This window comes from Rheinheimera sp. KL1 (assembly GCF_001275035.1).
GTDB classification, from domain to species: domain Bacteria; phylum Pseudomonadota; class Gammaproteobacteria; order Enterobacterales; family Alteromonadaceae; genus Pararheinheimera; species Pararheinheimera tangshanensis.
Window position 1 is genome coordinate 82424 of the sequence record NZ_LAMX01000010.1, and the last position, 24285, is coordinate 106708.

At 46.4% G+C, this 24285-nt stretch carries 17 protein-coding genes; all 17 read left to right on the forward strand.

Annotation, left to right across the window (positions count from 1 at the left end):
• The first annotated feature begins 42 nt into the window (after window positions 1–42).
• The 17 genes from WH43_RS04665 to WH43_RS04745 all read left to right on the forward strand — a co-directional run bounded on the left by WH43_RS04665 (window position 43) and on the right by WH43_RS04745 (window position 24085).
• A complete protein-coding gene (locus WH43_RS04665; RefSeq protein WP_053423485.1) occupies window positions 43–1227 on the forward strand; it encodes a thiamine pyrophosphate-dependent dehydrogenase E1 component subunit alpha in 1185 nt (394 codons plus the stop codon).
• Entirely contained in the window at window positions 1227–2204 is a 978-nt protein-coding gene (locus WH43_RS04670) for an alpha-ketoacid dehydrogenase subunit beta (protein WP_053423486.1), read from the forward strand. The genes WH43_RS04665 and WH43_RS04670 overlap by 1 nt, the downstream gene beginning before the upstream one ends.
• Before the next feature lie 10 nt (window positions 2205–2214).
• Window positions 2215–3777 (forward strand): dihydrolipoyllysine-residue acetyltransferase, encoded by a 1563-nt coding sequence (locus tag WH43_RS04675; RefSeq protein WP_053423487.1) that lies wholly within the window; start codon window positions 2215–2217, stop codon window positions 3775–3777.
• Between the two features lie 525 nt (window positions 3778–4302).
• Window positions 4303–6129 carry a protein kinase domain-containing protein gene (locus WH43_RS04680; protein ID WP_053423488.1) on the forward strand — a complete coding sequence of 609 codons (1827 nt, stop codon included), beginning with the start codon at window positions 4303–4305 and terminating at the stop codon, window positions 6127–6129.
• Between the two features lie 14 nt (window positions 6130–6143).
• Window positions 6144–7970: a M1 family metallopeptidase gene (locus WH43_RS04685; protein WP_053423489.1), complete on the forward strand. Its 1827-nt coding sequence runs from the start codon at window positions 6144–6146 to the stop codon at window positions 7968–7970.
• 66 nt (window positions 7971–8036) lie between these two features.
• The gene (locus WH43_RS04690) at window positions 8037–8717 is read left to right on the forward strand and encodes an SIMPL domain-containing protein (RefSeq protein ID WP_053423490.1); all 681 of its coding nucleotides are present in this window, start codon (window positions 8037–8039) and stop codon (window positions 8715–8717) included.
• A 107-nt stretch (window positions 8718–8824) separates the two neighbouring features.
• Entirely contained in the window at window positions 8825–9298 is a 474-nt protein-coding gene (gene msrC / locus WH43_RS04695) for a free L-methionine (R)-S-oxide reductase MsrC (protein WP_053423491.1), read from the forward strand.
• Window positions 9295–9603, forward strand: a complete 309-nt coding sequence (locus WH43_RS04700; protein ID WP_053423492.1) for a hypothetical protein — start codon at window positions 9295–9297, stop codon at window positions 9601–9603. The genes msrC and WH43_RS04700 overlap by 4 nt, the downstream gene beginning before the upstream one ends.
• A 6-nt stretch (window positions 9604–9609) precedes the next feature.
• The gene (proQ, locus tag WH43_RS04705) at window positions 9610–10332 is read left to right on the forward strand and encodes an RNA chaperone ProQ (protein WP_053423493.1); all 723 of its coding nucleotides are present in this window, start codon (window positions 9610–9612) and stop codon (window positions 10330–10332) included.
• Between the two features lie 16 nt (window positions 10333–10348).
• Entirely contained in the window at window positions 10349–12370 is a 2022-nt protein-coding gene (prc, locus tag WH43_RS04710) for a carboxy terminal-processing peptidase (RefSeq protein WP_053423494.1), read from the forward strand.
• 107 nt (window positions 12371–12477) lie between these two features.
• Complete coding sequence (gene nhaC, locus WH43_RS04715; protein WP_053423495.1) at window positions 12478–13968, forward strand: Na+/H+ antiporter NhaC; 1491 nt, start codon at window positions 12478–12480, stop codon at window positions 13966–13968.
• A 61-nt stretch (window positions 13969–14029) separates the two neighbouring features.
• Entirely contained in the window at window positions 14030–16612 is a 2583-nt protein-coding gene (gene pepN / locus WH43_RS04720; protein WP_053423496.1) for an aminopeptidase N, read from the forward strand.
• Window positions 16612–16833, forward strand: a complete 222-nt coding sequence (locus WH43_RS04725; protein ID WP_053423497.1) for a DUF2835 family protein — start codon at window positions 16612–16614, stop codon at window positions 16831–16833. Before pepN ends, WH43_RS04725 begins: the two co-directional genes overlap by 1 nt.
• A gap of 303 nt (window positions 16834–17136) precedes the next feature.
• Window positions 17137–19281: a DUF1302 domain-containing protein gene (locus WH43_RS04730; RefSeq protein WP_053423498.1), complete on the forward strand. Its 2145-nt coding sequence runs from the start codon at window positions 17137–17139 to the stop codon at window positions 19279–19281.
• Between the two features lie 20 nt (window positions 19282–19301).
• Window positions 19302–20663, forward strand: a complete 1362-nt coding sequence (locus tag WH43_RS04735) for a DUF1329 domain-containing protein (protein WP_053423499.1) — start codon at window positions 19302–19304, stop codon at window positions 20661–20663.
• A gap of 76 nt (window positions 20664–20739) precedes the next feature.
• Complete coding sequence (locus tag WH43_RS04740) at window positions 20740–21765, forward strand: WD40/YVTN/BNR-like repeat-containing protein (protein ID WP_053423500.1); 1026 nt, start codon at window positions 20740–20742, stop codon at window positions 21763–21765.
• 1 nt (window position 21766) lies between these two features.
• A complete protein-coding gene (locus WH43_RS04745) occupies window positions 21767–24085 on the forward strand; it encodes an efflux RND transporter permease subunit (RefSeq protein WP_082335684.1) in 2319 nt (772 codons plus the stop codon).
• Window positions 24086–24285 lie beyond the last annotated feature (200 nt).

A 24285-nucleotide genomic window follows, 5' to 3' on the forward strand; every position in this document is an offset into this window, starting at 1 on the left:
CTTTTTGTCACAGTCTGACGGATACAACCAAAAGAGACACCTATGACTAACCCCAATAACGCAACCATCTCTACAGTGCACACAGCTGAGTTTACCAGCGGTCACGCGTTACAAATTCCTACGCTGCGTATCCTGCAGGATGACGGCTCTTTGTACCCAGGAGCTGAAGCTCCAGAGCTTGATAAAGCCACAGCCCTTAAAATGTACGACAGCATGCAGTTTATTCGCATACTGGACGAGCGTATGCTGGCCGCTCAGCGTCAGGGCCGTATCAGTTTTTACATGCAGTGTTTAGGCGAAGAAGCCGCCACTGTTGGCAGCGCTGCTGCGCTGGATGATAAAGACATGATTATGGCGCAGTACCGTGAGCAAGGCGCCTTACGTTATCGCGGTTTTAGTCTGGAACAGTTTATGAATCAGCTGTTTTCCAACGAAAAAGATTTAGGCAAAGGCCGCCAGATGCCAGTGCATTACGGCAGCAAAGACATTTATTACATGACCATTTCCTCACCGCTGGGTACACAAATTCCTCAGGCCAGTGGTTATGCGTATGCGCAAAAGTTACGCGGACTGAAAAACACCACCATTTGTTATTTTGGTGAAGGTGCCGCCTCTGAAGGTGACTTCCACGCCGGTTTAAATATGGCAGCTGTGCATAAAGCGCCGGTTATTTTCTTCTGCCGTAACAACGGCTATGCCATTTCAACGCCTGCCAACGAGCAGTTTAAAGGTGATGGTATTGCCTGTCGTGGTGTGGGTTACGGCATCAAAGCTATTCGTGTCGACGGTGCTGATATTCTGGCCGTGTACAAAGCCACCCAAATGGCGCGCGAGTATGCGCTTGAGCACGAAGAGCCGATTTTAATTGAATCTATAGCTTACCGTTTGGGCGCGCATTCTTCCTCTGATGACCCAAGCGGTTATCGCTCGAAAGAAGAAGAAGAGCTGTGGCGTAAAAACGACCCGATATCCCGTTTCCGTTTATGGCTGGTAAAACAAGGCTGGCTGGATGAAGAAGCTGACAAAGCGAAATCTGATGCGCTGCGTCAGGAAATTCTGGATGCATTAAAAGTGGCTGAAAAAGTGGCCAAGCCTGGTATCGAGCATCTGATGAGTGATGTGTACGAAACGCCAATTCCACTGTTGAACGAACAATTAGAAGAACTAAAAGCACATATCAGAAAGTACCCGGAAGCTTATCCGGTGACGGCGGGGAGATTTGAATAATGGCTAAGATGAATATGTTGCAGGCGATCAACAACGCCTTAGATTTAGCCATGGCCAAAGACGATGGTGTGGTTTGTTTTGGTGAAGACGTCGGTCACTTTGGTGGTGTATTCCGCGCGACCAGCAAGTTGCAGGAAAAATACGGCAAAGCCCGTTGTTTCAACACGCCTTTAACTGAGCAAGGTATAGCGGGTTTTGCTAACGGTATGGCGGCTCAGGGCATGAAACCTGTGGCTGAAATTCAGTTTGCTGATTACATCTTCCCAGCCTTTGACCAGATTGTGAATGAAACTGCTAAGTTCCGTTACCGCTCAGGCAACGAGTTTAACGTCGGTGGTTTAGTATTCCGCACGCCATACGGCGGTGGTATTGCGGGTGGTCATTATCATAGCCAGTCGCCTGAAGCGTATTTTGCCCATACCCCAGGTTTAAAAATTGTGGTGCCACGCGACCCGGCTCAGGCTAAAGGTCTGTTATTGGCGTCTATCAACTGCCCGGATCCGGTGATTTTCTTTGAACCGAAGAAACTGTACCGCGCCTCAGTTGGCGAAGTGTCGGAAGACTATTACGAAATTCCATTAGGCAAAGCCGAAGTGCTGCAACAAGGCAAAGACGTCACTGTATTAGCCTGGGGCGCGCAGATGGAGATTATCCAAAAGGCTGTGGATATGGCGCAAGCTGAAGGTATTTCCTGTGAAGTGATTGACCTTCGTAGCATTCAGCCCTGGGATGTCGATACTGTGGCAGAGTCGGTGATGAAAACAGGCCGTTTAGTCATTAACCATGAAGCGCCATTAACAGGTGGTTTTGCCGCTGAAATCGCATCCACTATCCAGAAAAAATGCTTCCTGCATCTGGAAAGCCCGATTGAACGGGTTTGTGGTCTGGATATTCCATACCCGCTGGCACTGGAAAAAGAATATGTGCCCGATCATCTGAAAACTTACGAAGCGATAAAACGCTCGGTGAACTTCTAAGGATAACCAGATGAAAAAAGATTTTATTCTGCCGGACATTGGCGAAGGCATAGTTGAGTGTGAAATCGTTGAATGGCTGGTGAAAGAAGGTGATCGGATCACTGAAGATCAGCCGGTTTGTGATGTGATGACTGACAAAGCTTTAGTGCAAATCCCTGCTGTGTACGACGGTGTGGTGACTAAGCTGTATTACGCCAAAGGCGATATCGCCAAAGTGCATGCGCCTTTGTTTGAAATGGACACAGAGGGCGCTGCGCCTGCTGTTGCAGCTTCATCTGCTCCAGTTCAAACTCCAGCCGCTGTGGCCACAGGCAAACAGCTGGAAGACTTTATTCTGCCTGATATAGGCGAAGGTATTGTTGAATGTGAAATTGTCGAGTGGCTGATCAAAGAAGGCGATGTATTAGCCGAAGATCAGCCTGTTTGTGATGTGATGACCGACAAAGCCCTGGTGCAAATCCCTGCCAAATACGCAGGTAAAGTGGTCAAGCTGCATTACGCCAAAGGTGAAATTGCCAAAGTACATAGCCCGCTGTTTCAGCAGGAAATTGCTGGTACTTCGACTTCTGCTGCGGCTGTTGTTGCAGCGCCAGTTGCTGCCCCGGTTTGTGCTGCTAAATCAGCCGTTGTTGCCGCAGCTTCAACTGTAGCTCCTGCTGGCAATGGCAAAGCTTTAGCCAGCCCGGCAGTGCGTCGTTTAGCCCGTGAACTCAGCATTGATTTATCTTTGGTGCCAGGTTCTGGCGATAAGGGCCGGGTTTATAAAGACGATGTCAAAGCTTATGCCAATGGTGGTGCTAAAGCTGTGACAGCTCCAGCCAAAGCACCAGTCACTGCAGTTGTTGCTCCTGTAGTGAGTAGCTCAGGCGGCAGCCGGGTTGAGCCTATCAAAGGCATTAAAGCAGCGATGGCGCGTCAGATGCAGGATTCTGTATCGACCATTCCGCATTTTACCTACTGTGAAGAAATTGATTTAACAGAGCTGATTGCACTTCGCAGCCAGCTGAAAGATCAATACGCCAAGCAGGGTATTAAGCTGACTCTGATGCCGTTTTTTATGAAAGCCATGTCGCTGGCCATCAAGCAGTTCCCAATTATGAATAGCCAGGTCAACAGCGACTGTTCAGAGCTGACGTATTTTGATGATCACAATATTGGTATAGCGGTCGACTCCAAAGTGGGTTTACTGGTGCCGAATATCAAAGGTTGTCAAAACAAGTCGATCGTTCAAATTGCCCAAGAGCTGACGAAATTAACAGACGCCGCCCGTGAAGGCCGTGTCAGTCCGGCTGAGCTCAAAGGTGGCACTATCACCATCTCCAACATTGGCGCCATTGGTGGCACTGTGGCCACTCCTATCATCAATAAGCCGGAAGTGGCGATAGTAGCGCTGGGTAAAACCCAGTTGTTGCCACGTTTTAATGCCAAAGGTGAAGTAGAAGGCCGCTCTCTGATGCAAATCAGCTGGTCTGGCGATCACCGCGTCATCGACGGCGGCACCATAGCCCGTTTCACCAACTTGTGGAAAAGCTATCTGGAACAACCGTCATCCATGTTGCTGTCGATGGTTTAAGCTATTGTTAAATAGCTGGTCATTGGCTTCGTTCTTTGCTACAAAACCCGGATGATCAGAAGATCCTCCGGGTTTTGTTTTTAAAGGGCGAAAGCACGCAAGCAGCAAAGCGGCAGTTTAGGTTCGGAGGGTTTACCCAAAGTAATTGGAGCTGCAGCGAGGCGACAAGTAATTGAGTCCCCATGAACATAGTTCACTATGTGATTGGGGCGAAAGCACGCAGGCAACAAAGCGGCAGTTTCAAGTACGAAGGGTAATTATACCCAAGTGACTTCAAGATGCAGAATTCAGCGGGAGATAAAAGCGCTTTAGGCAAGGCAGCTGTTGAAAGCTTTAGTGGTTCTAAAGCGACAACAGTTAACGCCGCATAAAGCGCTTTTAGACCCACCCTTCGGGAGTCGCTGGGCGATTGCACTGCGGTGTTAGCCTGTCTCACAAGGTAGTCGACATTGCTTCGCCAGGCTGCCTTGCATTGCAAGCGCCCAGCGGCTCTGAAACTCGCATATTGAGGTCACTTGGGTATATATGGATAAACATCAGCTTCGTAACTTCTATATCCCCGAAGAGCAGTCGGTTTACCTGCTAAACGCCAATGACGCTAAAAAGCTCAAAGACTGGGTGGCGCTTTGTATCTCTGAGCTGGAGAAACTGGGTTACCGACAAATTGAGCTGGTGGGTAAGGGCGCTTATGGTTTTGTCTTTGCTGGCCTTGATCAAAAGCAGCAGGATGTGGTGTTTAAGTTCTCCCGCATTAATTTACCACCTCATATACAGGAGCGCCTAGCCGACGAAGGCTATATGTTGTCACAGGCTGCTCACTCGAATGTACCGCCGTTTTTTACTTATCAGTTGGTAAAAAAGCAGGGCATTTTAATGATGGGGCGCGCCAAAGGTGTGGATCTGGAGCACTACAGCCTGAAACATGGCCGGGTACCGGTGCGGTTATTGCTGGATATTGCCACTCAGCTCGCCAGTTTATTGCAGGCTTTACGGCAACATAAAAAAGACGGCGAAAGCGCACCTATAGTGCATGGCGATATTAAGCCTTCGAATATTGTCTACGACGATAGCTCCAATCAAATCAGTCTGGTGGATTGGGGATCTTCAGTCTTCGCCCAGCTCGATAGTGAAGGTCATTACATAGCTACCAATGTAATGCAGTTGATGTCGTCGGATTTACAAACCTCCAATGCCCGTTTAGGGGATGTATATTTTATTGGCCCAGAGCAGCGAACTGGTGCTTTATCCAGCCCACGCTTTGATGAGCAAGGTGTAGCCAGCACTTTGTATGCGCTGGCGTCCGGCCAGTCCTGTCGTTTTGGCCGTAAAGCGATCCCCGCAAGAAGTTTGGGCTTGCCAATGGAATTTGCCACTATGCTCGATAGTATGTTGTCGGACGATTTACTGCTACGGCAGCAAGCTGGTGATTATTTCTTAAAAGCCATGCCACGTTTATCTCATCTGGTGACCCCTGATCTGCCGCTGTTAAGCACAGAGCCAGTATTGCCGGTCTGGATTAGCGATAAAGCGCAGGAGCTGGATACTGTGGTTTATTCATCGCGCAAATCCTTTTTGCGTGAACATAGCGACGAAGAAGGCATTCAGTACATAGATGACGTGCAACTGGAACGTTATTACAAAAACTACCTGGAGGGCATGGGCGAGACTGAAAAAGCTTTTGTCGCAGCCGTCAGCCGTTTAGGCCGTTATCCTGTGGTCGGTGGTATTGCTATTCATTGGCAAAGCTCCGGGGTGTATATCGACTCCAGCCTGAATTTGTTTGACGAAAGTCTGTACAAGGCTTTTGCAGTGGCGGTGAATAATGTGGTGCAACTGGCGCGCTCTATCGCCAAAGTCGGTATTTTCAAAGCCTGTTTATTTGATGCCCGTCAGACCATCCATATAGCGCGCGACAGCACAGACCAGCCTTTTGTCGTGCCAGAAGGTACTGCCCTTAAATACGAGCTGGGCCAGAGCCAGCTGGACGATCGCAGCGCCCAGCATAGTTATTTTGAAGATGGCAAAGACCCTGATGAGCAACTGGTATTGCCAGACGGTATTATGGATGATTTGGCTGCACTGAATTTAATCCGCCATACGGGGTGCATTATTTTTGAAGTCACGCCTTTGTATATGAAAATACACAACTATTACCGTTTGCTTGAACCTGCTGCTGAAGCGCAGTTTGCGGCTTTGCTGCAAAGTATTCTCTCAAAAGTACCTTTAATCAGTGGTGAAGGGGTTGGTGGTTTTATGAAACTTCCACACAAAGATACCCGACATTTCAGTCACCAGAGTCAGCAGGAACTTTGTTATTATCCTGCCAATCCTATGAATTACCGTAAGAATTAGTTTCGGAGAATAAAATGCGTGTTGTTGTGCTGTTGTTGTTTATCCTGGCGGCTAAAGTTCAGGCTGCTGATCCTCATAGTTTCAGCAACTTTGCTCTGGTGAGTCATCCGCAACTTAGCTTAGATTTAACAGCTGATTTTGATAAACAGCAACTCTCAGGTTTTGTTGAGCTGCAACTGGACTGGCATCATCCTGATGTGCGCGAGCTGATTTTAGATAGTCGCGACCTGAGTATTGAAAACGTCATGGGGCAATCAGCTAATGGCAAGTGGGTGAAGCTGAGCCACAGTTTAGGTGAGAAATCACCCACTCATGGCCAGGCGCTACGGATTGAATTTCCAGAGCAATTTCCTAAGGTGCGTATTTATTACCATACCAGCCCACAAGCCTCAGGCTTGCAGTGGCTGACTAAGGAGCAAACCAGCGAAAAGCAGCAGCCGTTTATGTACAGCCAGTCGCAGTCTATTCATGCCCGCAGTTGGATCCCGTTGCAAGACACGCCAGCGGTGCGGCTGAATTATCAGGCCCGTATTCATACGCCTAAAGAATTACTGGCCGTGATGGGTGCGGATAACAGTGCCAATACCGACAAAGACGGCGATTATTTTTTCCGTATGCCGCAGGCTATTCCGGCTTATCTGATAGCGCTGGCGATAGGGGACTTAGAATTTAAAGCCATGTCAGAGCGTACTGGGGTTTATGCCGAAAAAGTCTGGCTGGACAAAGCCGTGGCCGAGTTTTCGGATACAGAGCAGATGATGCAGGTCGCAAGCACGTCGTATGGCGACTATCCCTGGGGTCGTTATGACTTACTGATTTTACCGGCCAGTTTTCCTTTTGGTGGTATGGAAAATCCACGTTTATCTTTTATTACGCCCACGGTGATTGCAGGGGACAAAAGCCTGGTTAGTTTAATAGCGCATGAGCTGGCGCATTCCTGGTCAGGCAATTTAGTCACCAATGCAAGCTGGCACGAACTGTGGCTGAATGAGGGGTTTACCAACTATGTGGAGAACCGCATTATGGAGCAGGTGTACGGGCCTGAACGTGCTTTGTTGGAGCGTCAGCTGTCGGTCCAGGATTTGGAAAACGATCTGGACCAGCTTGACCCAAAAGATACTTTATTAGTCACCGACTACACAGGACGAGACCCAGACGATGCCTTTACTCAGGTGCCTTATGTCAAAGGCATGTTATTCCTGCAGTTTTTAGAGCAAAGAGTGGGGCGCGCTGCTTTTGATCCTTTTTTAAAAAACTATTTTCAGACTTTTGCCTTTCAAACTATGGATACGGAAAAGTTCCTGCGCTATCTGCGTAAAACTTTGCTGAACGATCCGGACATTGTATCTATGGGCGAAATACTGGAATGGCTGTATCAACCGGCATTAGCCAGCACTTTTGTAGCGCCGGTATCTGACGCCTTTACACAGGTTGACCAACAAAGGGCGTTATGGCAAAAAAGCGGCAAGTTGACTGATTTACAGACAAACAGCTGGACTATTCACCATTGGTTACATTTTATCGGCCAATTGGCTGCTACTGTCGATATTGCCCAGCTACAACAGCTGGATCAGGGCTTTGGTTTAAGTCGAAGTCAGAATGCGGAAGTGGCGACAGCCTGGTTTAAAGTGGCGCTGGCAAAAAATTACACACAAGCTCAACCTGCGTTGCAGCAGTTTTTAGTCAGGGTAGGACGGCGTAAGTTTGTGGTGCCTTTGTATCAGCAGTTAAGTCAAAGCCCGGAAACTCTGGGCTGGGCCAAAGCTGTTTATCAGCAAGCCCGGGCCGGCTATCATCCTCTAACTCAGTCTGCTGTTGATAAGGTACTGAAGCTTAATTAGTTTTTAAGTAGCCGTTCAGCCAAGAGGCGTACACTCCGTGATATCTGTTTATAAAAGGATTAAGAAATGAAAGCAAAAGTAGTCGCCTTATTGGTTTGTAGTCTTAGTTTTGTTGCTTTAGCCGATACGGCCGCAGTTAAAACTGTCACAGTATCCGGCTCTGCTGTGATGCAAGCCAAACCAGATGCAGTGCGTTTAAGTATGCAAATTCAGCAGACTTCTGAGAAAGTTGCGGATGCCAAACAAAAGGTGGATGAGCAAGTAGCTGCTTTAACCAAAGCCCTGCGTAAGCTGGGGGTGAAGGAAGAACAACTGAACAATGCGCCTTTGCGTATTCAACCGGATTATCAGCATGATCCAGAGCGCAAGTTGCCCCAGCGCTATCTGGTCAGTCGTGACATCACTGTGTCATTAAATGATTTGTCCCTGTACAGCACAGTGCTACAACAAGCGGCTGATTTAGGGGTAACTCAAATGAATCAGGCTGAATTTTTAGTCAGTGAGTCCGATGAACTGTATCAAAAAGCGCTGCAGCAGGCGTTTGAGCATGCCAAAACTAAGGCTGCTTTGTTAGCAAAAGCGAACGGTTTAAAACTGGGTTCTGCCCAAAAAATCAATGAACAAGGGTACGCGCCGGCTCCTGTGATGAAGATGGCTCGTGCTATGGCCGATGGCGCTGAAGTCAGCTTTGGTCAGACCGATATCAGAGCAGAAGTGTCGGTTGAGTTTGAAATGAACAGTTATTGATGATTTATTGAACAAAGGTAGCTAAATCTTTTTGTGGCAGAGGTTTAAATTTCGCGACAAAACAAGTAATGTAGGGACCTTCGTAGTTATGGTAGAACCTATATTTCATGCGTGAGCAAAAATCAGAATTTTATCAGCTGCTGCAACAGCAAGCTCTGTCTCTGATCGAAGACGAAACAGACCTGATTGCCAATATGGCAAACTTGAGTGCGTTGCTCTTTAATGAAATGCCTGATCTTAATTGGTCAGGCTTTTATATTTTAAGAGATGACGTTTTGGTTTTAGGACCTTTTCAGGGCAAAGTGGCTTGTGTGCGTATTCCTGTAGGCAAAGGTGTCTGCGGTACAGCAGTAGCCACTGGAGAAATCCAGTTGGTCAAAGATGTCCATGAGTTTCCAGGTCATATTGCCTGCGATGCCGCCAGTAACTCAGAAATTGTTTTACCTGTGCGTCACAATGGCAAGATCATTGCTGTACTGGATATTGATAGCCCAAGTCTGGCTCGTTTCGATGTAGACGATCAACAAGGTTTAGCCGGGCTGGTTCAGTTATTTGAACAGCATTTGGCACGGACTTTATGAAAGATTTAGTCAATATTCAGGACTATTTATTCCAAGTCGCCGATGTAGGCGATTGGGAAGGTGAAGAAGAGATCGTCGCCGATCGGATCAACGCCATTTACCACGCCGTCTGGCGCCGTTTGCCGGATGATCTTTCAGCAGATGAAATAGACCATTTACTTATCGCGATTTGGAACGAGCTACGAGGTAGTTTAGTTTTGTTAGAAGCAGATGAAGATGAACTGGTCGATTGGGCTATCTGCTACGTTAATAACCAATTAGAAGAAGGCATTACTTTAGACGATGCCGCTGATGAAGAAGAGTAATTTTGCATGACAACCCCAACTGAACAAATCCAAGCTCAACCTGCAGGCAAAGATGTGAAACAAATCCTCGCCGAACTTAGCGAGAAGTTTCCACTGTGTTTTAGCCAAAGCGGTGAAGCTAAACCTCTGAAAATCGGTATTTTTCAGGACTTAGCACAGCGGTTGTCTGAAGAAGATGGCATTAGCAAAACCCAAATTCGTCATGCGTTGCGTCTATACACATCCAGTTGGCGTTATCTAGCAGGTGTCAAAGTGGGTGTCGCCCGTGTTGACCTGGATGGTCAGGCCGGTGATCTGATTGATGAACAACAAGCTGCGCATGCGGCTGAAACATTAGAGCAAAGCAAAGCCAAAGCAGCTGAAGTGCGCAAAGCCAAAGCGGCGGCAGAACGAGCTAAGCATAAAGAACAGCAAAAAGATCAAGCTAAAGCGGCACCTTCTGACAAAGCTGCTTACAAAAAGTCTCCAACAAATAAGGCCTCAGTCGCCGCAAAAGCAGCCAAACTGAACTCTAAGCCTCAAACCACAGAAAAAGTGGTGCAAGAGCAAGCGGTTGAACTTATTGCGTTAAATACAGCCACATTAAAAGTTGGCAGTGTGGTGCAGTTAAAAGTAGGGTTAAAACCTGTGCCTGCAACTGTACTTGAAGTAGTTAAAAATGATGTTGTGGTGCAGCTTGCCTCAGGTATGGTGATCAAAACCCAAGGGGATAAGCTGTTCCAGGCTTAACAGAGATGAGTGTTCAATGAAAAAAATTTCCAGCTTAGCGGCATTTTTTCTGGTGATCGGCAGTGGTGTGATAGCTGCGCCGCTTATTTCTCCTGTGCCCAATCTGGCGCAGGAACCGCAACATGCAACGGCCAGTAAACGAATTACCAATTTCTTTACCCGGGAGCACTATTTAGGCTTGCGTATTGACGACGAGTTGTCGTCAAAAGTTTTTGACCGCTATTTAAAAAGTCTGGATTTTTTCCGTAATGTTTTGTTGAAATCAGACGTCGACAGCTTTGAGCAGTACCGCAACGAATTTGATAATGGTTTGGCGAAAGGTCAGTTTGACTTTGCTTATCAAATGTTCAACTTGAGCATGACACGCCGATTAGAACGTTACGATTATGCTATTAGCTTGCTGGATAAACCTTTTGATTTTACTAAACAAGACAGCTACGAATTTGAACGCGAAGACGCGCCATGGGCGGCTGATGTTGCGCAGTTAAATGAGCTGTGGCGCCAGAAAGTGAAATTTGATGCGCTGAATCTGAAACTGGCGGGTAAAACAGCAGAAGAAACCACTAAACTGCTGAAAAAACGCTACGAAAACGCGAAAAAACGTTTATTACAAACTGAGAGTGAAGACGTTTTCCAAATCGTGATGAATTCTTATGCCCGCAGTATTGAAGCTCATACGTCTTATTTGTCGCCTCGCAACGCTGAACGTTTCCAGCAGGAAATGAACCTGTCCTTGGAAGGCATTGGCGCAGTGCTGCAGAGTGATGATGATTTTACCGTCATCATGAGTCTGGTGCCCGGTGGCCCTGCGGATATGACCAAAAAGATCAAACCCAAAGACAAGATTATTGGTGTCGCTCAGGGGGATGAGGAATTTGTTGATGTAGTCGGCTGGCGTTTAGATGATGTCGTTGACCTGATCAAAGGTCCAAAAGGCTCGACTGTGCGTCTGCAGGTATTGGTAGGTGGCGATGCGTCCAAAGGCGTGCCAACTCAGATTTCTATAGTGCGGGATAAAATCCGTCTAGAGGACCGGGCTGCCAAAGCCGAGGTACTGGAGCCTAAACTTAGTCCGCTGGGTAAAAAAATTGGCGTGATTAATATTCCAAGTTTTTACAACAACCTGACAGAAGATGTAAAAAAAGAAATTGCCAGCTTAAAACAACAGAATGTCGACGGAATTATCGTTGACTTACGTGGCAACGGTGGTGGTTCACTACCTGAAGCTGTGTCTTTAACAGGTTTATTTATTGATAAAGGCCCTGTAGTACAGATCCGTGAAGCGGGTAATCGTATTGGCATTAGTCAGGATCAGGACGGTAGTGTGTTTTATGATGGTCCGCTGACTGTGATGGTAGATCGTTATAGTGCCTCAGCCTCTGAGATATTCGCTGCGGCGATGCAAGACTACGGCCGGGCCTTAATTGTAGGTGAGCATACCTTTGGTAAAGGCACAGTGCAGCAGCACCGAGGTTTAGGCCGCGTCTATGACATGTTCGAAGAATCTCTGGGCTCAGTGCAGTTTACTATTGCCAAGTTCTACCGTATCGATGGTGGCAGTACTCAGCATAAAGGGGTGATCCCTGATATTTTGTTCCCTTCGCCGATAGAACCGGGTGAGTGGGGTGAGAGTAAAGAAGAAAATGCTCTGCCTTGGGATAGTATTCCAGCGGCGCAGTACACTGCATCAGACGAGATTAAAAAAGCGCTGCCTGTGCTACAGAAAAAACATCAGGAACGTTTTAGTAAAGAAACTGAATACAAGTATCTGATGGATGATATCGCTCTGTACAACAAAGAAAAAGATGAAAAAACCATTTCATTAAATGAGCAGGAACGCCTGAAGAAAAAAGATGAAAATACTGCCCGTGATTTAAAACGAGTCAACGAGCGTTTAGCACGATTGAAGTTGCCAGCGGTGAAAAACCTGGATGACTTACCTGAAGTGTTAGAAAAATTGGATCCGTTGCTTGAAGAGACAGCTCAGATCACAGCAGATATGTTAAGTCTGGGGCATCTGGCAAAACGCGCAGAATAAACGAAGCCAAGGGGTCAGAGCCAATGAGTCGCACAAGCGGTCATTGGCTCTGACCCCTTTTTATAACAACAGAATTGGTGTTAACCAATCGAGAAGAGAACAATTCCATGGAACTACAAACCACACCGCGCCAGATCAAGGCACCTAGCTTTTTGGATGCCAGCATTCCGCTGCTTGTACTGGTATTTTTATTGAGTCTCTCCGTGTTTTTATATGGTAGCGATTCATCTTATGGTGCCAACCAAATTGCGTTATTTGTGGCAGCCTTTGTTGGCGTGGTGATAGGGCTAAAAAATGGCTATGGCTGGGCTGAGATAGAGCAGGCGATGGTCAAAGGTATTTCGTTGTCCTTGGGGGCGTTGCTGATACTTTTTTCGGTGGGAGCTTTAATAGGTACCTGGTTGCTGGCCGGCACTGTGCCTTCATTGATTTATTACGGTCTGCAGCTATTGGATCCGTCCTGGTTTTATGCGGCCAGCTGTTTGCTTTGCGCTGTGGTTGCTATCAGTATTGGTAGTAGCTGGACCACGGCCGCTACTATAGGTGTAGCGCTGATTGGTGTGGCTTCCGGGCTTGGGATGTCTCCGGCTGTTACGGCTGGGGCTATAGTCTCTGGTGCCTATTTTGGTGATAAAATGTCACCTGTCAGTGAAACAACGAATCTTGCTCCTGCTGTTGCTGGCTCAAATTTATTCGATCACATCCGGCATATGACCTGGACTACTATCCCAAGTTTGGTGATGGCGCTTATTATTTTTGCTGTGATGGGATTTAACGCCGATGCTGCGGCGGACGATTCTCAAATCCGGGCAATCAGCGACGCTTTACAGCAGCACTTTTCTATCAGTCCTCTGATGTTAGTGCCTTTATTGGTGTTGATGGCTATGGCCGTTAAAAAAGTTCCGGCATTTCCTACTGTATTTATCGGTGCTTTGTTAGGCGGCATTTGGGCTGTGTTATTCCAGCCGGAACTGGTTGCTAAAATGGCTGATCCGCAGCTAAACGGCGTGCTTGCCACCTTAAAAGTGGTATGGACTACCTTGCATGGTGGTTTTGTCATTGAAACTCAAAATGCAGAATTAGATAAACTGCTAAACGGTGGTGGTATGGTAAAAATGCTCAACACCTGCTGGTTAATTTTTTCTGCCATGATGTTTGGTGCTGTGCTGGAGCATATAGGTTTATTGCGTAAATTTGTCGAAGCTATTTTGCATAAAGCCCATAGCACTGGTTCGTTAATTACCAGCACTATCGCCACTTGTATCGCGACTAATATTTTGACTGCAGATCAGTATATGTCGATAGTGATGCCTGGTCGGATGTTTAAAGAAGAATACGAACGTCGTGGTTTAGCTCCGGTGAATTTATCCCGCACTTTAGAAGACGGCGGCACTATCACCAGTCCGCTGATCCCATGGAATACCTGTGGTGCTTATATGCATGGGGTGCTCAATGTCAATCCGCTGGATTATGCGATGTATGCGTTTTTTAATTTGATTAACCCGGTACTGGCGGTGATTTATGCCTACATGGGCATCAAAGTATTAAAACTAACACCACCGGACACGCCAATCACAGCGGCCGTTCAGGGTAAATAATAAAAAAAGGCCAGTTGTTAACTGGCCTTGTTGTTTTCAGATATTAAAAGAGAATTTTGTGATGAGTCAGATATCGAACCGTCAGGCAAAAAAACTAAGTGACTACAAAGCCCCAGAATTTACTATTACCGACGTGGAGCTTAGTTTCGAATTAAATCCGGAAGCGACGGTGCTGACCGCCGTTTATCAGGTGGCATCAATAAGTGACAAAGCAGGTACGCTAATTCTGGATGGACAAGAGCTGAAGTTATTAGCTGTTTCTGTGGATGGCCAGTTATTGCATGCAGATGCCTATCAGGTCACGCCTGAGCAACTGATCTTGCCTGGTATACCAGCCAAAGCACAACTTGAGCTTAAGATTGAACTCAATCCAAAAGCCAATACAGCGCTGGAAGGTTTGTATTTGTCCAATGGCGCTTATTGCACTCAGTGCGAAGCTGAAGGGTTTCGCCGAATCAGTTACTACCTCGACAGACCCGATGTATTGGCCCGTTTTACCACTCATATTATCGCCGACGATAAGGCTTATCCTGCGCTGTTAAGTAACGGCAATCTGGTCAGTTCCACAGTGCTGGCGGATGGCCGTCGTCATGTCACCTGGGTCGATCCATTTCCAAAACCAAGCTATTTATTTGCCTTGGTGGCAGGGGACTTTGATTGTTTAAAGGGCAGCTACACCACAGGCTCTGGCCGCGAAGTGGCGTTGGAATTTTATGTCGATAAAGGCAATAAAAATCGGGCACAGTTTGCGTTGGAGTCGCTAAAACGCGCCATGTTGTGGGACGAACAGACTTTTGGTCTGGAGTATGACCTGGATATTTACATGGTCGTTGCGGTCGACTTTTTTAATATGGGCGCGATGGAAAATAAAGGCTTAAATATTTTTAACAGCAAATATGTGCTGGCCGATCAAGCCTCAGCCACGGACACTGATTTTTTTAATATCGAATCCATTATTGGTCACGAGTATTTCCATAACTGGACCGGCAACAGGGTCACTTGCCGCGACTGGTTTCAGCTGAGTTTAAAAGAAGGCTTGACGGTATTTCGCGATCAGCAATTCAGCGCTGATATGGGATCAGCGACTTTAAACCGTATCGATGCGGTGAAAACCATTCGTACCGCGCAGTTTGCTGAAGATGCCGGTCCTATGGCACATCCGATCCGGCCACAACAAGTACTTGAAATGAATAACTTTTATACCGTCACAGTCTATGACAAAGGTGCTGAGGTTATTCGTATGTTGCATACCTTACTGGGACAGGACGGTTTTAGAAAAGGTATGGATTTGTACTTTAAACGCCATGATGGTCAAGCCGTGACCTGTGATGACTTTGTCAATGCAATGCAGGATGCCAATGGCCGTGATTTAAGCCTGTTCAGGCGCTGGTATCAACAATCTGGCACACCAGAGTTAAAAATATACAGCCAGTTTGATGCGAAAAAACGTGAATTTAAACTACTGATGCAACAGCACACTCCGGCCACTGCCGATCAGGCAGAAAAACAGCCTCTGTTGCTACCTGTGCGGGTTGAGTTGCTTTCAGATGGAATAAGTCAGTCTTATCTGCTCGAAATGACGGAAGCTCAGCAGGAGTTTAGTTTTGCGGTCAGCCAAAAACCAGTACCTGTGCTTTTAGCTGATTTTTCGGCGCCAGTGAAATTACAGTATCAGTACAGTATGGATGAGCTGTTGCAAATAGCCCGCGATGCGAAAGATGGTGTGGCGCGCTGGGATGCGATACAGCAGTTGTGGCAAAGTCAGGTGAAAGCTGCTATCGAAGCTAAAAACGTGGGTACAACCTATCAGTTACCGGCTGCCTTACTTGAGTTTTATCGACAGCTATTAATTCAGCCGCTGGATGATTTAGCTTTTACTGCTGAGTTATTGACAGTACCAGCTTATGACATGGTGGCAGAGCAGTTCGAGGAGATACCAATACAGGAGTTAGTATGGGTATTACAGAGCTTCGTGCAACAACTGGCGGAAGAATTAGCGGATCAGTGGCATAACTGTTATCAGTCATTGCGTAGTGAAGCCTATCAGTATCAAGAGCAACAGGTTGCCAAGCGCGCTTTACGATCGGTCTGTCTACATTACCTGGCCTTTATTGCTGGCAAAGACGATTTATTAACCCAGCAATACCAGCATAGCGACAATATGACCGATCAGTTAGCTGTCTTGCGTGCTTGTCGAAGCGCAGCTCACCCATTATTTGCCTCACTGATGCATGATTTTGAGCAGCGCTGGCGTGATGATGTATTGGTTTTGGATAAATGGTTTAACCTCAGTGCCTCTTATCCGACATCTTCTGTTTTTGTGACTTTGGAGCAGTTGACTGCTCACCCACAATTCAGTTGGCAAAATCCGAATCGGGTACGAGCTGTGTTTGGTGCTTTTTATCAGCAAAATCCGGCCATGTTCCATGCAGAAGACGGCAGAGGTTATCAGGTATTGGCTGATGTAGTGTTGAAAATGGATGCAATTAATCCTCAGGTTGCATCCCGTTTAGTGACACCTTTATTGTCATGGAAACGCTATCAACCTGTTCGTCAACAGCAGTTAAAAGCTGTGTTACAGACTATGCTGAGCAAAGAGCTGAGTAATGATTTGTATGAAAAAGTGAGCAAGAGTTTAAGCTGATGCGACAGTATAAATTCAGACTGGTGCTTGATGTAGAGCAATGTCTGGCTTTTTATCAGGGCTTGTACACCGATGTGGTGGTACAGGCTGAAAATGGCCAGACAGTGCAATTGCCTCTGCGTCATTTTCGGCCTTACATCAGCCATACCGGAGTCAATGCGCGCTTTGTATTAACCTTGACCGATCAGGGTAAGTTCCAGACTTTAGAGAAAATAAATTAGAGTTATTACTTAAAACGGCAACTTAAAACAAAACAAGCAAATTCTTCTACTTTAGCTATTATTTTCATTTAGTTAGGTGATCTTCATTCAACTGGTCAAACCGGATCAGGTATCAGCAGTAGCATTTCACAGGGAGAAAGGGAAAAAACTGAATAAAAATCAACAGATTTGACTGATCGCAAGCCTTGCGCCCCGATCAAAATGATGTAATGATTTCTTCGATACAAGCTGACCTCCGAGCAGTTGGTTGGCTCAAAATAAAAAATAACAAAATACCTGCAGGGACAGGGGGGGAGATAACGAATGAATACTAAGCCGGGTGCCTTCGTCAGAAGTACTTTAGCTATGGGTGTTGCTTCTGCACTATTGGCCTTGTCGGCCACCAGTGCTCAGGCCGCTACTTTTAATTTTGATGACGTAGAAGTAGTGTTTGACTCTACGTTCTCCTACGGTGCCAGTTGGCGGGCGGAAGACCGTGACTGGGATACCATCAGTAAGGTCAACCATCCGCGTTTTGACTGGACCAATTACAGCGCTTTTACCAATCCAATTTATACAGGTTCTCAGATTTGGTCTCAGCCAGGTGCTTATTCCAGCAACGGTGATGCAGGCAACCTGAATTACGACCAAGGTGATGTATTCTCGGAAGTTTTCCGTGGTACGCACGAATTATCTATTGCCAAAGATGACATCGGCTTTTTTGGTCGCTTCACTTATTTCTATGATTCAGCCTTAATGGACCATGAGGTGGCTTACACCAATCCATTGTCCAAAAACAGAGTTGACCCTTGTGCTGACGACGAAGCGAAGGAACTGGCCTGTCGTGATATCCGTGTACTGGATGCTTATGTCTATGGCAACTTCGCGTTAAACGATGGCGCTAACCCTCTGTCTATCCGGGTAGGTAATCAGGTACTAAGCTGGGGTGAAAGCACCTTTATCCAGCACGGTATCAATATTACGCCAATCGACGTCGGTGTAGCCCGTAGTCCTGGTGCTGAATTAAAAGAAGCATATATTCCGGTAGGTATGGCTTGGGCCTCTTTAGGCGTTACTGAGAACTTAACGGCTGAAGTGTTTTATCAGTACGATTGGAAAAATAGCTATCTACCAGTGCCAGGTTCCTATTTTTCTACCAATGATTTTGCTGGCGAAGGTGGATACAACCAGAATATTCAGTTAGGTTTTGCTGGTAACCCGGACATTGATCTGGATTTCTTAGTGTCTGAAATGAACCTGCTGTCGCAAAATGCCCCAGCTTTATTGGCTGCCCTGACTAATCCGGCGTCAACTGCTGCACAACGCTCAGCTGCTGTGAATGCTATGCTGGCCTATTCCACTAAAGTCACCTTAAGACCTCAAGGTGCTGCAGGTGAAATTGAGCCAGAAGACGGTGGTCAGTATGGTATCAAGCTGGAGTATTTTTCTCCTGAACTGAACGACACTGAATTTGCGGTTTATCACATGAATTACCATAGCCGTACTCCGCTGATTTCGGGTATCGCTTCTGATTTTCGTCTAGGTGTGGATGCCAATGGTCAGCCTCTGGGAGTGATCCAGTCTTTGGCTTATCTGGCTGCAAACCAAGGAAATATCAATAAAGAAAACATCAATGAGCTGGATGTGTTCTCCAAAGGTTTAATTCAGTATCCGGAAGATATTAAGCTTTATGGTTTTAGCTTCAACACCACTGTAGAGGGCACCTCTGTTGCGGGTGAATTGTCTTACCGTCAGGACGAACCACTGCAAATTGATGATGTGGAAATTCTGTATGCGGGCATGCCAGAGCAGTTAGCTATTGCAGGCTTACGTCCTGAACTGGAAGGGATCAGTCAGATTGGTCGTTACGACGGTCGTAAAGTTGGTCCGGGCCAATTCGCTCAGGGTTATATTCTGTCTGACACCACCCAAGCTCAGATCACTGTGACTCACTTGTTTGGCCCAATGTGGATTGCAGATAACTTCTCTATGTTAGCTGAAGTGGGTGGTATCAAAATTAATGATATGCCAGATCAATCTGTATTACGTCTAAATGGTCCAAATACAGACCGTAGCGGCGGTCCTCTATTGGGCACGATCAACAATGGCCCATTTGTGAATAAAGACGGTGTACATACAGCCTTATCCAATGGTGCTGAAACCAACCCATTCCCGACCGCATCAGCCTGGGGTTACCGTTTATTAGCAAAAGCAGATTTCAACGACGTGTTCGCTGGTATCAATATGTCGCATCGTGTGGTGTTTTCACATGACGTGAACGGTATTACACCGGATCCATTGTTTATGTTCTCTAAGGACAAAAAGTCTGTAGGTTACACTGTGGCTTTTGATTATCTGAACCGCTGGTCTTCTGAGTTTTCTTATAACGCCTTTTGGGGTGGTGTAGGCACAACCAACAATACAGCTGACCGTGATTTTGTATCTTTTAACATTAAATACTCTATTTAAGGGACGAGGCGAGAACCATTATGAAAAAACTCACCCTGATTGCATCCACTATTGCGCTAGTTGTTAGCTGTGGTGCTATTGCGAAGTTAACCCCGGATCAGGTTGCCCGTTTGGGTGCTGATTTGACGCCGCTCGGCGCGGAAAAAGCCGGTAATGCCGATGGTAGTATTCCAGCGTGGGAAGGTGGTATCCAGTCTGCTCCAGCTGGTTATAAGCCAGGTGATCACCACCCCGATCCGTTCGCTGGCGATAAAGTACTATTTACTATTGATAAGTCCAATCTGGCGCAATACAAAAATATGCTAAGTCCTGGTCAGATCAAGCTGTTTGAAGCTTATCCGGACAGCTACAAAATGAATGTATATCAGACTCGTCGTACTGCGTCTTACCCACAGTATGTCTATGATGCGACAAAGAAAATTGCAGGAAGTGCTGAGCTGGTTGAAGGCGGTAACGGTATTGTCAATGCAGCCATTGGTATCCCGTTTCCAATTCCTTCGAACGGTTTAGAAGCTATTTGGAACCACACCTTACGCTTTCGTGGTGTAGCGGCCAGCCGTAACGGTGGCCAGGTTGCACCTACAGCGTCAGGCGATTATGTGACTATCGGCTTTGATGAACAAATCATGTTCAAGTATTCAGCCCCTGATGCCACTGTGGATGCGTTACAAAAAGAAAACATTCTGTTCCGTTTTAAGCAGGCTGTCACCACTCCAGCTCGTCTGGCCGGTACTGCGCTGTTAGTGCATGAAACCATGGATCAGGTGAAAACACCTCGTCAGGCGTGGACTTACAATACAGGTCAACGTCGTGTACGTCGTGCGCCTAACGTCGCTTATGATGCTCCGGGTACAGCCTCTGATGGTCTGCGTACTACAGATGACTTTGATATGTTTAACGGTTCACCAAACCGTTATGACTGGAAGTTAGTGGGTAAACAAGAGCTGTTTATCCCTTACAACAGTTATAAATTACATAGCAAAGATGTGAAATATGCGGATCTGATCAAACCAGGCCACATTAATCCTGACTATGTACGCTGGGAAAAACACCGCGTCTGGGTGGTAGAAGCCAACCTGAAAAGTGGTACCAGCCATGTCTATGGCAAACGTGTGTTCTTTATTGATGAAGATAGCTGGCAAATTCATGTAGCTGACCTTTATGACAACAGAGGCGAGTTGTATCGTGTTGCTGTAGCTCACGGTCTGAACTACTACGAAGTGCCAACACACTGGAGTACGCTGGAAGTTTTCCACGATCTGAATACCCGTCGTTATATTGCGATCGGTTTAGACAACGAAGACAAGATGTATGACTTCTCTGTGCCGTTAACAGACAACGACTTTACACCTGCGGCTTTACGCCGTGAAGGTACCCGTTAAGCTGTAGACATCTAATAAACGGTTGGCTTGATGCCAACCGTTTTTGTTTTTAAATTGAAGCTGAGTGAAAACTCTAATGATGGTTAAACTTTTATCTTCTGTCGCAGCTCTGCTGCTGACAACTCATATTCAGGCAGAGTCAGCCGTTGCGCCGACGCCATCTTATTTGATGCCTTTGGCGGAAAAGGCTGTACTGACAGATTTAATTCAGGTGAACGATCAGCTGTATGTTGCAGTAGGTGATCGAGGCCATTTGCTGTTAAGTAAAGACAGCACAAGCTGGACACAAGTGCAGACCCCAGTGCAAAGCCTGTTTACCTCAGTGTATTTTTCGGATGAAAAACACGGTTGGGCAGTAGGGCATGATGCCACTATCATTGCCACACAAGACGGTGGGCAAAGCTGGCAGTTACAGCAATTCAAACCTGAAACCGATAAGCCGCTGTTTGATATTTTGTTTGCTGATGCCAATAACGGCATAGCGCTTGGTGCTTATGGTATGTTTTACCGCACTACAGACGGTGGTAAAACCTGGTTGGATGAATTTCATCTGGAGTTGGTGGGCAGCGAAGATCAGGAGTATTTAAAAGAGTTGCAAGAGTCAGACCCTGAGGCTTATCTAGACGAAAGAGCTTCGGTACTGCCACATTTCAACCGTATTTATCAGCACAATAATGTGTTGTATCTGATTGGTGAAGCAGGTTTTTTTGCTACCAGTACAGATTTTGGCAAAAGCTGGACTCGTCATCCGGAATTTTATAACGGTTCTTTATTTGGTTTGACGATGACGCCAAAAAATAGCCTGATTGCCGTAGGTTTACGTGGTCATGTGTTCAGAAGCACAGATTTAGGCCAAAGCTGGCAGCAGATACAACTGGCTCAAACCGCAACATTGAATAGCGTACTGACAGACTCTGCAGGGCATCTTTACCTGACAGGGAATGCCGGTACTTTATTAGTCAGTCAGGATGATGGCGTCAGCTTTAGTGCAATGCCAACACAAGACAGTAAAGCCATTTTGAATGCCGTCGCAGTCAAGGATCAGCTGGTATTAGTGACCGAAGCTGGAATTCGAACCTTAGCAATCAAGAAGCCGGAATAACATGAGTCTGAATCGAATAGTAACCAGCTGTGAGACGGTGTTATTCCGTCATCGTATCGCTGTCATCGTACTTTTTGTACTCGCTACTTTGTTTTTATTATTCAAAGCCAGCCAAATTAAACTGGATGCGGCTTTTACAAAAAATATCCCGCTGAAGCATGAATACATGCAAACCTACATGCAGCACGCCAAAGATTTTGGGGGAGCCAATAATATTCTGGTATCGGTTTGTGATGCTAAAGGCGATATTTTTAACCCGGATTTTTTTGCATCTTTTAAGAAAATTCATGATCAGATTTATTACCTGCCTGGTGTAGACCGCAGTCTGGTGAAATCTCTGTACAGCCCCAGCACCCGTTTTGTTGAAGTGGTCGAAGATGGTTTTGCTGGTGGTCCGGTGATCCCGGCCGACTTTGCCCCAACAGCTGAAGGTTTGGCTGTAGTTAAATCTAACGTGGAAAAAGCGGGTGTTGTAGGCCGCATGGTGGCTGACGATTTCAGCTGTGCCATGGTGACAGCACAATTGTTAGAGGTCGATCCTGATACCCAACAGAAACTCGACACCATTAAATTCGCTGCAGAGCTTGAAGAGCAAGTTCGAGGTCAGTATCAGAATGAAAATCTGACTGTGCATATCATTGGTTTTGCCAAGATGGTCGGTGATGTGGCAGACGGAGCTAAAGGTGTTTTGGCTTTTTTTGCTGTCGCTATCGTCATTACCGCCATAATGGTTTATCTGTTCAGCGGTTCTGTGATGCTGACTTTGTTACCTATCGCCTGTTCTCTGATTGCGGTGATCTGGCAGATGGGCATGCTGACCGTATTGGGTTTTGGTATCGACCCGATGTCTATTCTGGTGCCATTTCTGGTCTTTGCGATAGGCGTCAGCCATGGTGTCCAGATGATCAATGCGACAGGTAAAAATGTAGCTTTGGGTATGGATGCTAAAACTGCGGCTCAGGCAAGCTTCCGTAAGCTATTGATCCCCGGTGGTATTGCTCTTTTGTCTGATACTGTGGGTTTTATCACACTGTTGATTATTGAGATTGGAGTGATCCGTGAGCTTGCCATTACCGCCAGTTTAGGTGTGGGTATCATTATCCTGACCAACCTGATTTTATTGCCTGTGTTGATGTCTTATGTGAAATTCAGCGACAAGTACAAGCAGAAGGTTCAGACACCACACCCACGTATTGAGAAGTTTTGGTATAACTTGTCAGCTTTTGCGACTCCTAAGTATGCTGTGGTTATTTTAATAGCGACAGCGGCGTTATTTGCTTTAGGGTGGCAGCAAAGCGCTTATTTGAAAATTGGTGATTTGCATCCGGGGGCTCCGGCCTTGCATGAAGACTCTGTGTATAACCAGGATACTTTTCTGATCACAGACCGTTATGCTATTTCTGTCGATTACATCAATGTGATGGTGGAAACTCCAGCCAATGGTTGTACTTTCCACGATGTGATGAACCGAATTGACCAGTTCCAGTGGCAAATGGAGAACGTACCTGGTGTGCAGTCTGCCGTGTCGCTGGCCTCTGTGTCTAAATCTATCAACGCAGCCTTTAATGAAGGCAATGTCAAATGGAAAGTATTACCGCGTACCACAGAAAGCTTAGTGCAAGCATCGAGCAGAGTAGAAACCAGCACAGGTTTACTCAATAGTGACTGCTCTGTGATGCCGGTGATTCTGTTCTTAAACGACCACAAAGCTGAGACTATTGAAACTGTGGTGGCTGCTGCTAAAAAAGCGGGTGCAGAACTCAGCACGGATGAAGTGAAGTTTAAATTAGCTTCTGGTCCTGTGGGTGTAATGGCGGCGACTAATGAAGCAGTGGACGCAGCCCAAACCCCTATGATGTGGTATGTCTATGGTGCTGTGATAGTGTTGTGTTTGATCAGCTTCCGTTCCATCAAAGCCACAGTGGCCGTGATAGTGCCGCTTTATGTGGTGTCTATTCTGGCGACTGCTTTGATGACTAAACTGGAAATTGGTTTAACCGTATCGACTTTACCTGTGATAGCGCTTGGGGTTGGCATAGGGGTCGACTATGGTATTTATATTCTGTCGAACATGACGCAATTACTGCGTGATGGAACCCCGCTGCGTCAGGCGTATTTCACTGCGTTAAAAGAGACGGGGAGTGCAGTGTTATTTACCGGTATCACGCTAGCTATAGGCGTCAGCACTTGGGTGTTCTCAGCACTGAAGTTCCAGGTCGATATGGGCATACTGCTGACCTTTATGTTTTTAGTAAATATGCTCGGCGCTATTTTGGTGTTACCCGCACTGGCGGCCTTTTTCTGGCGAAAAAACAACTAGTCGCTATTTATGTAAATAACTGCATGTTTAAACAAGAAAATGGCCGTAAGGCCATTTTCTATTTACAGCGGGTGAATAACTTGTCAAATCATCGATCTCCCTTCTGGTACAACCAGTGACAAAGACATAAATAAAGCTCGAAAAGCCCGTCAATACTCAATAAACTTCGCACCTGACACGCTCTGTATGTAAGTAAACCA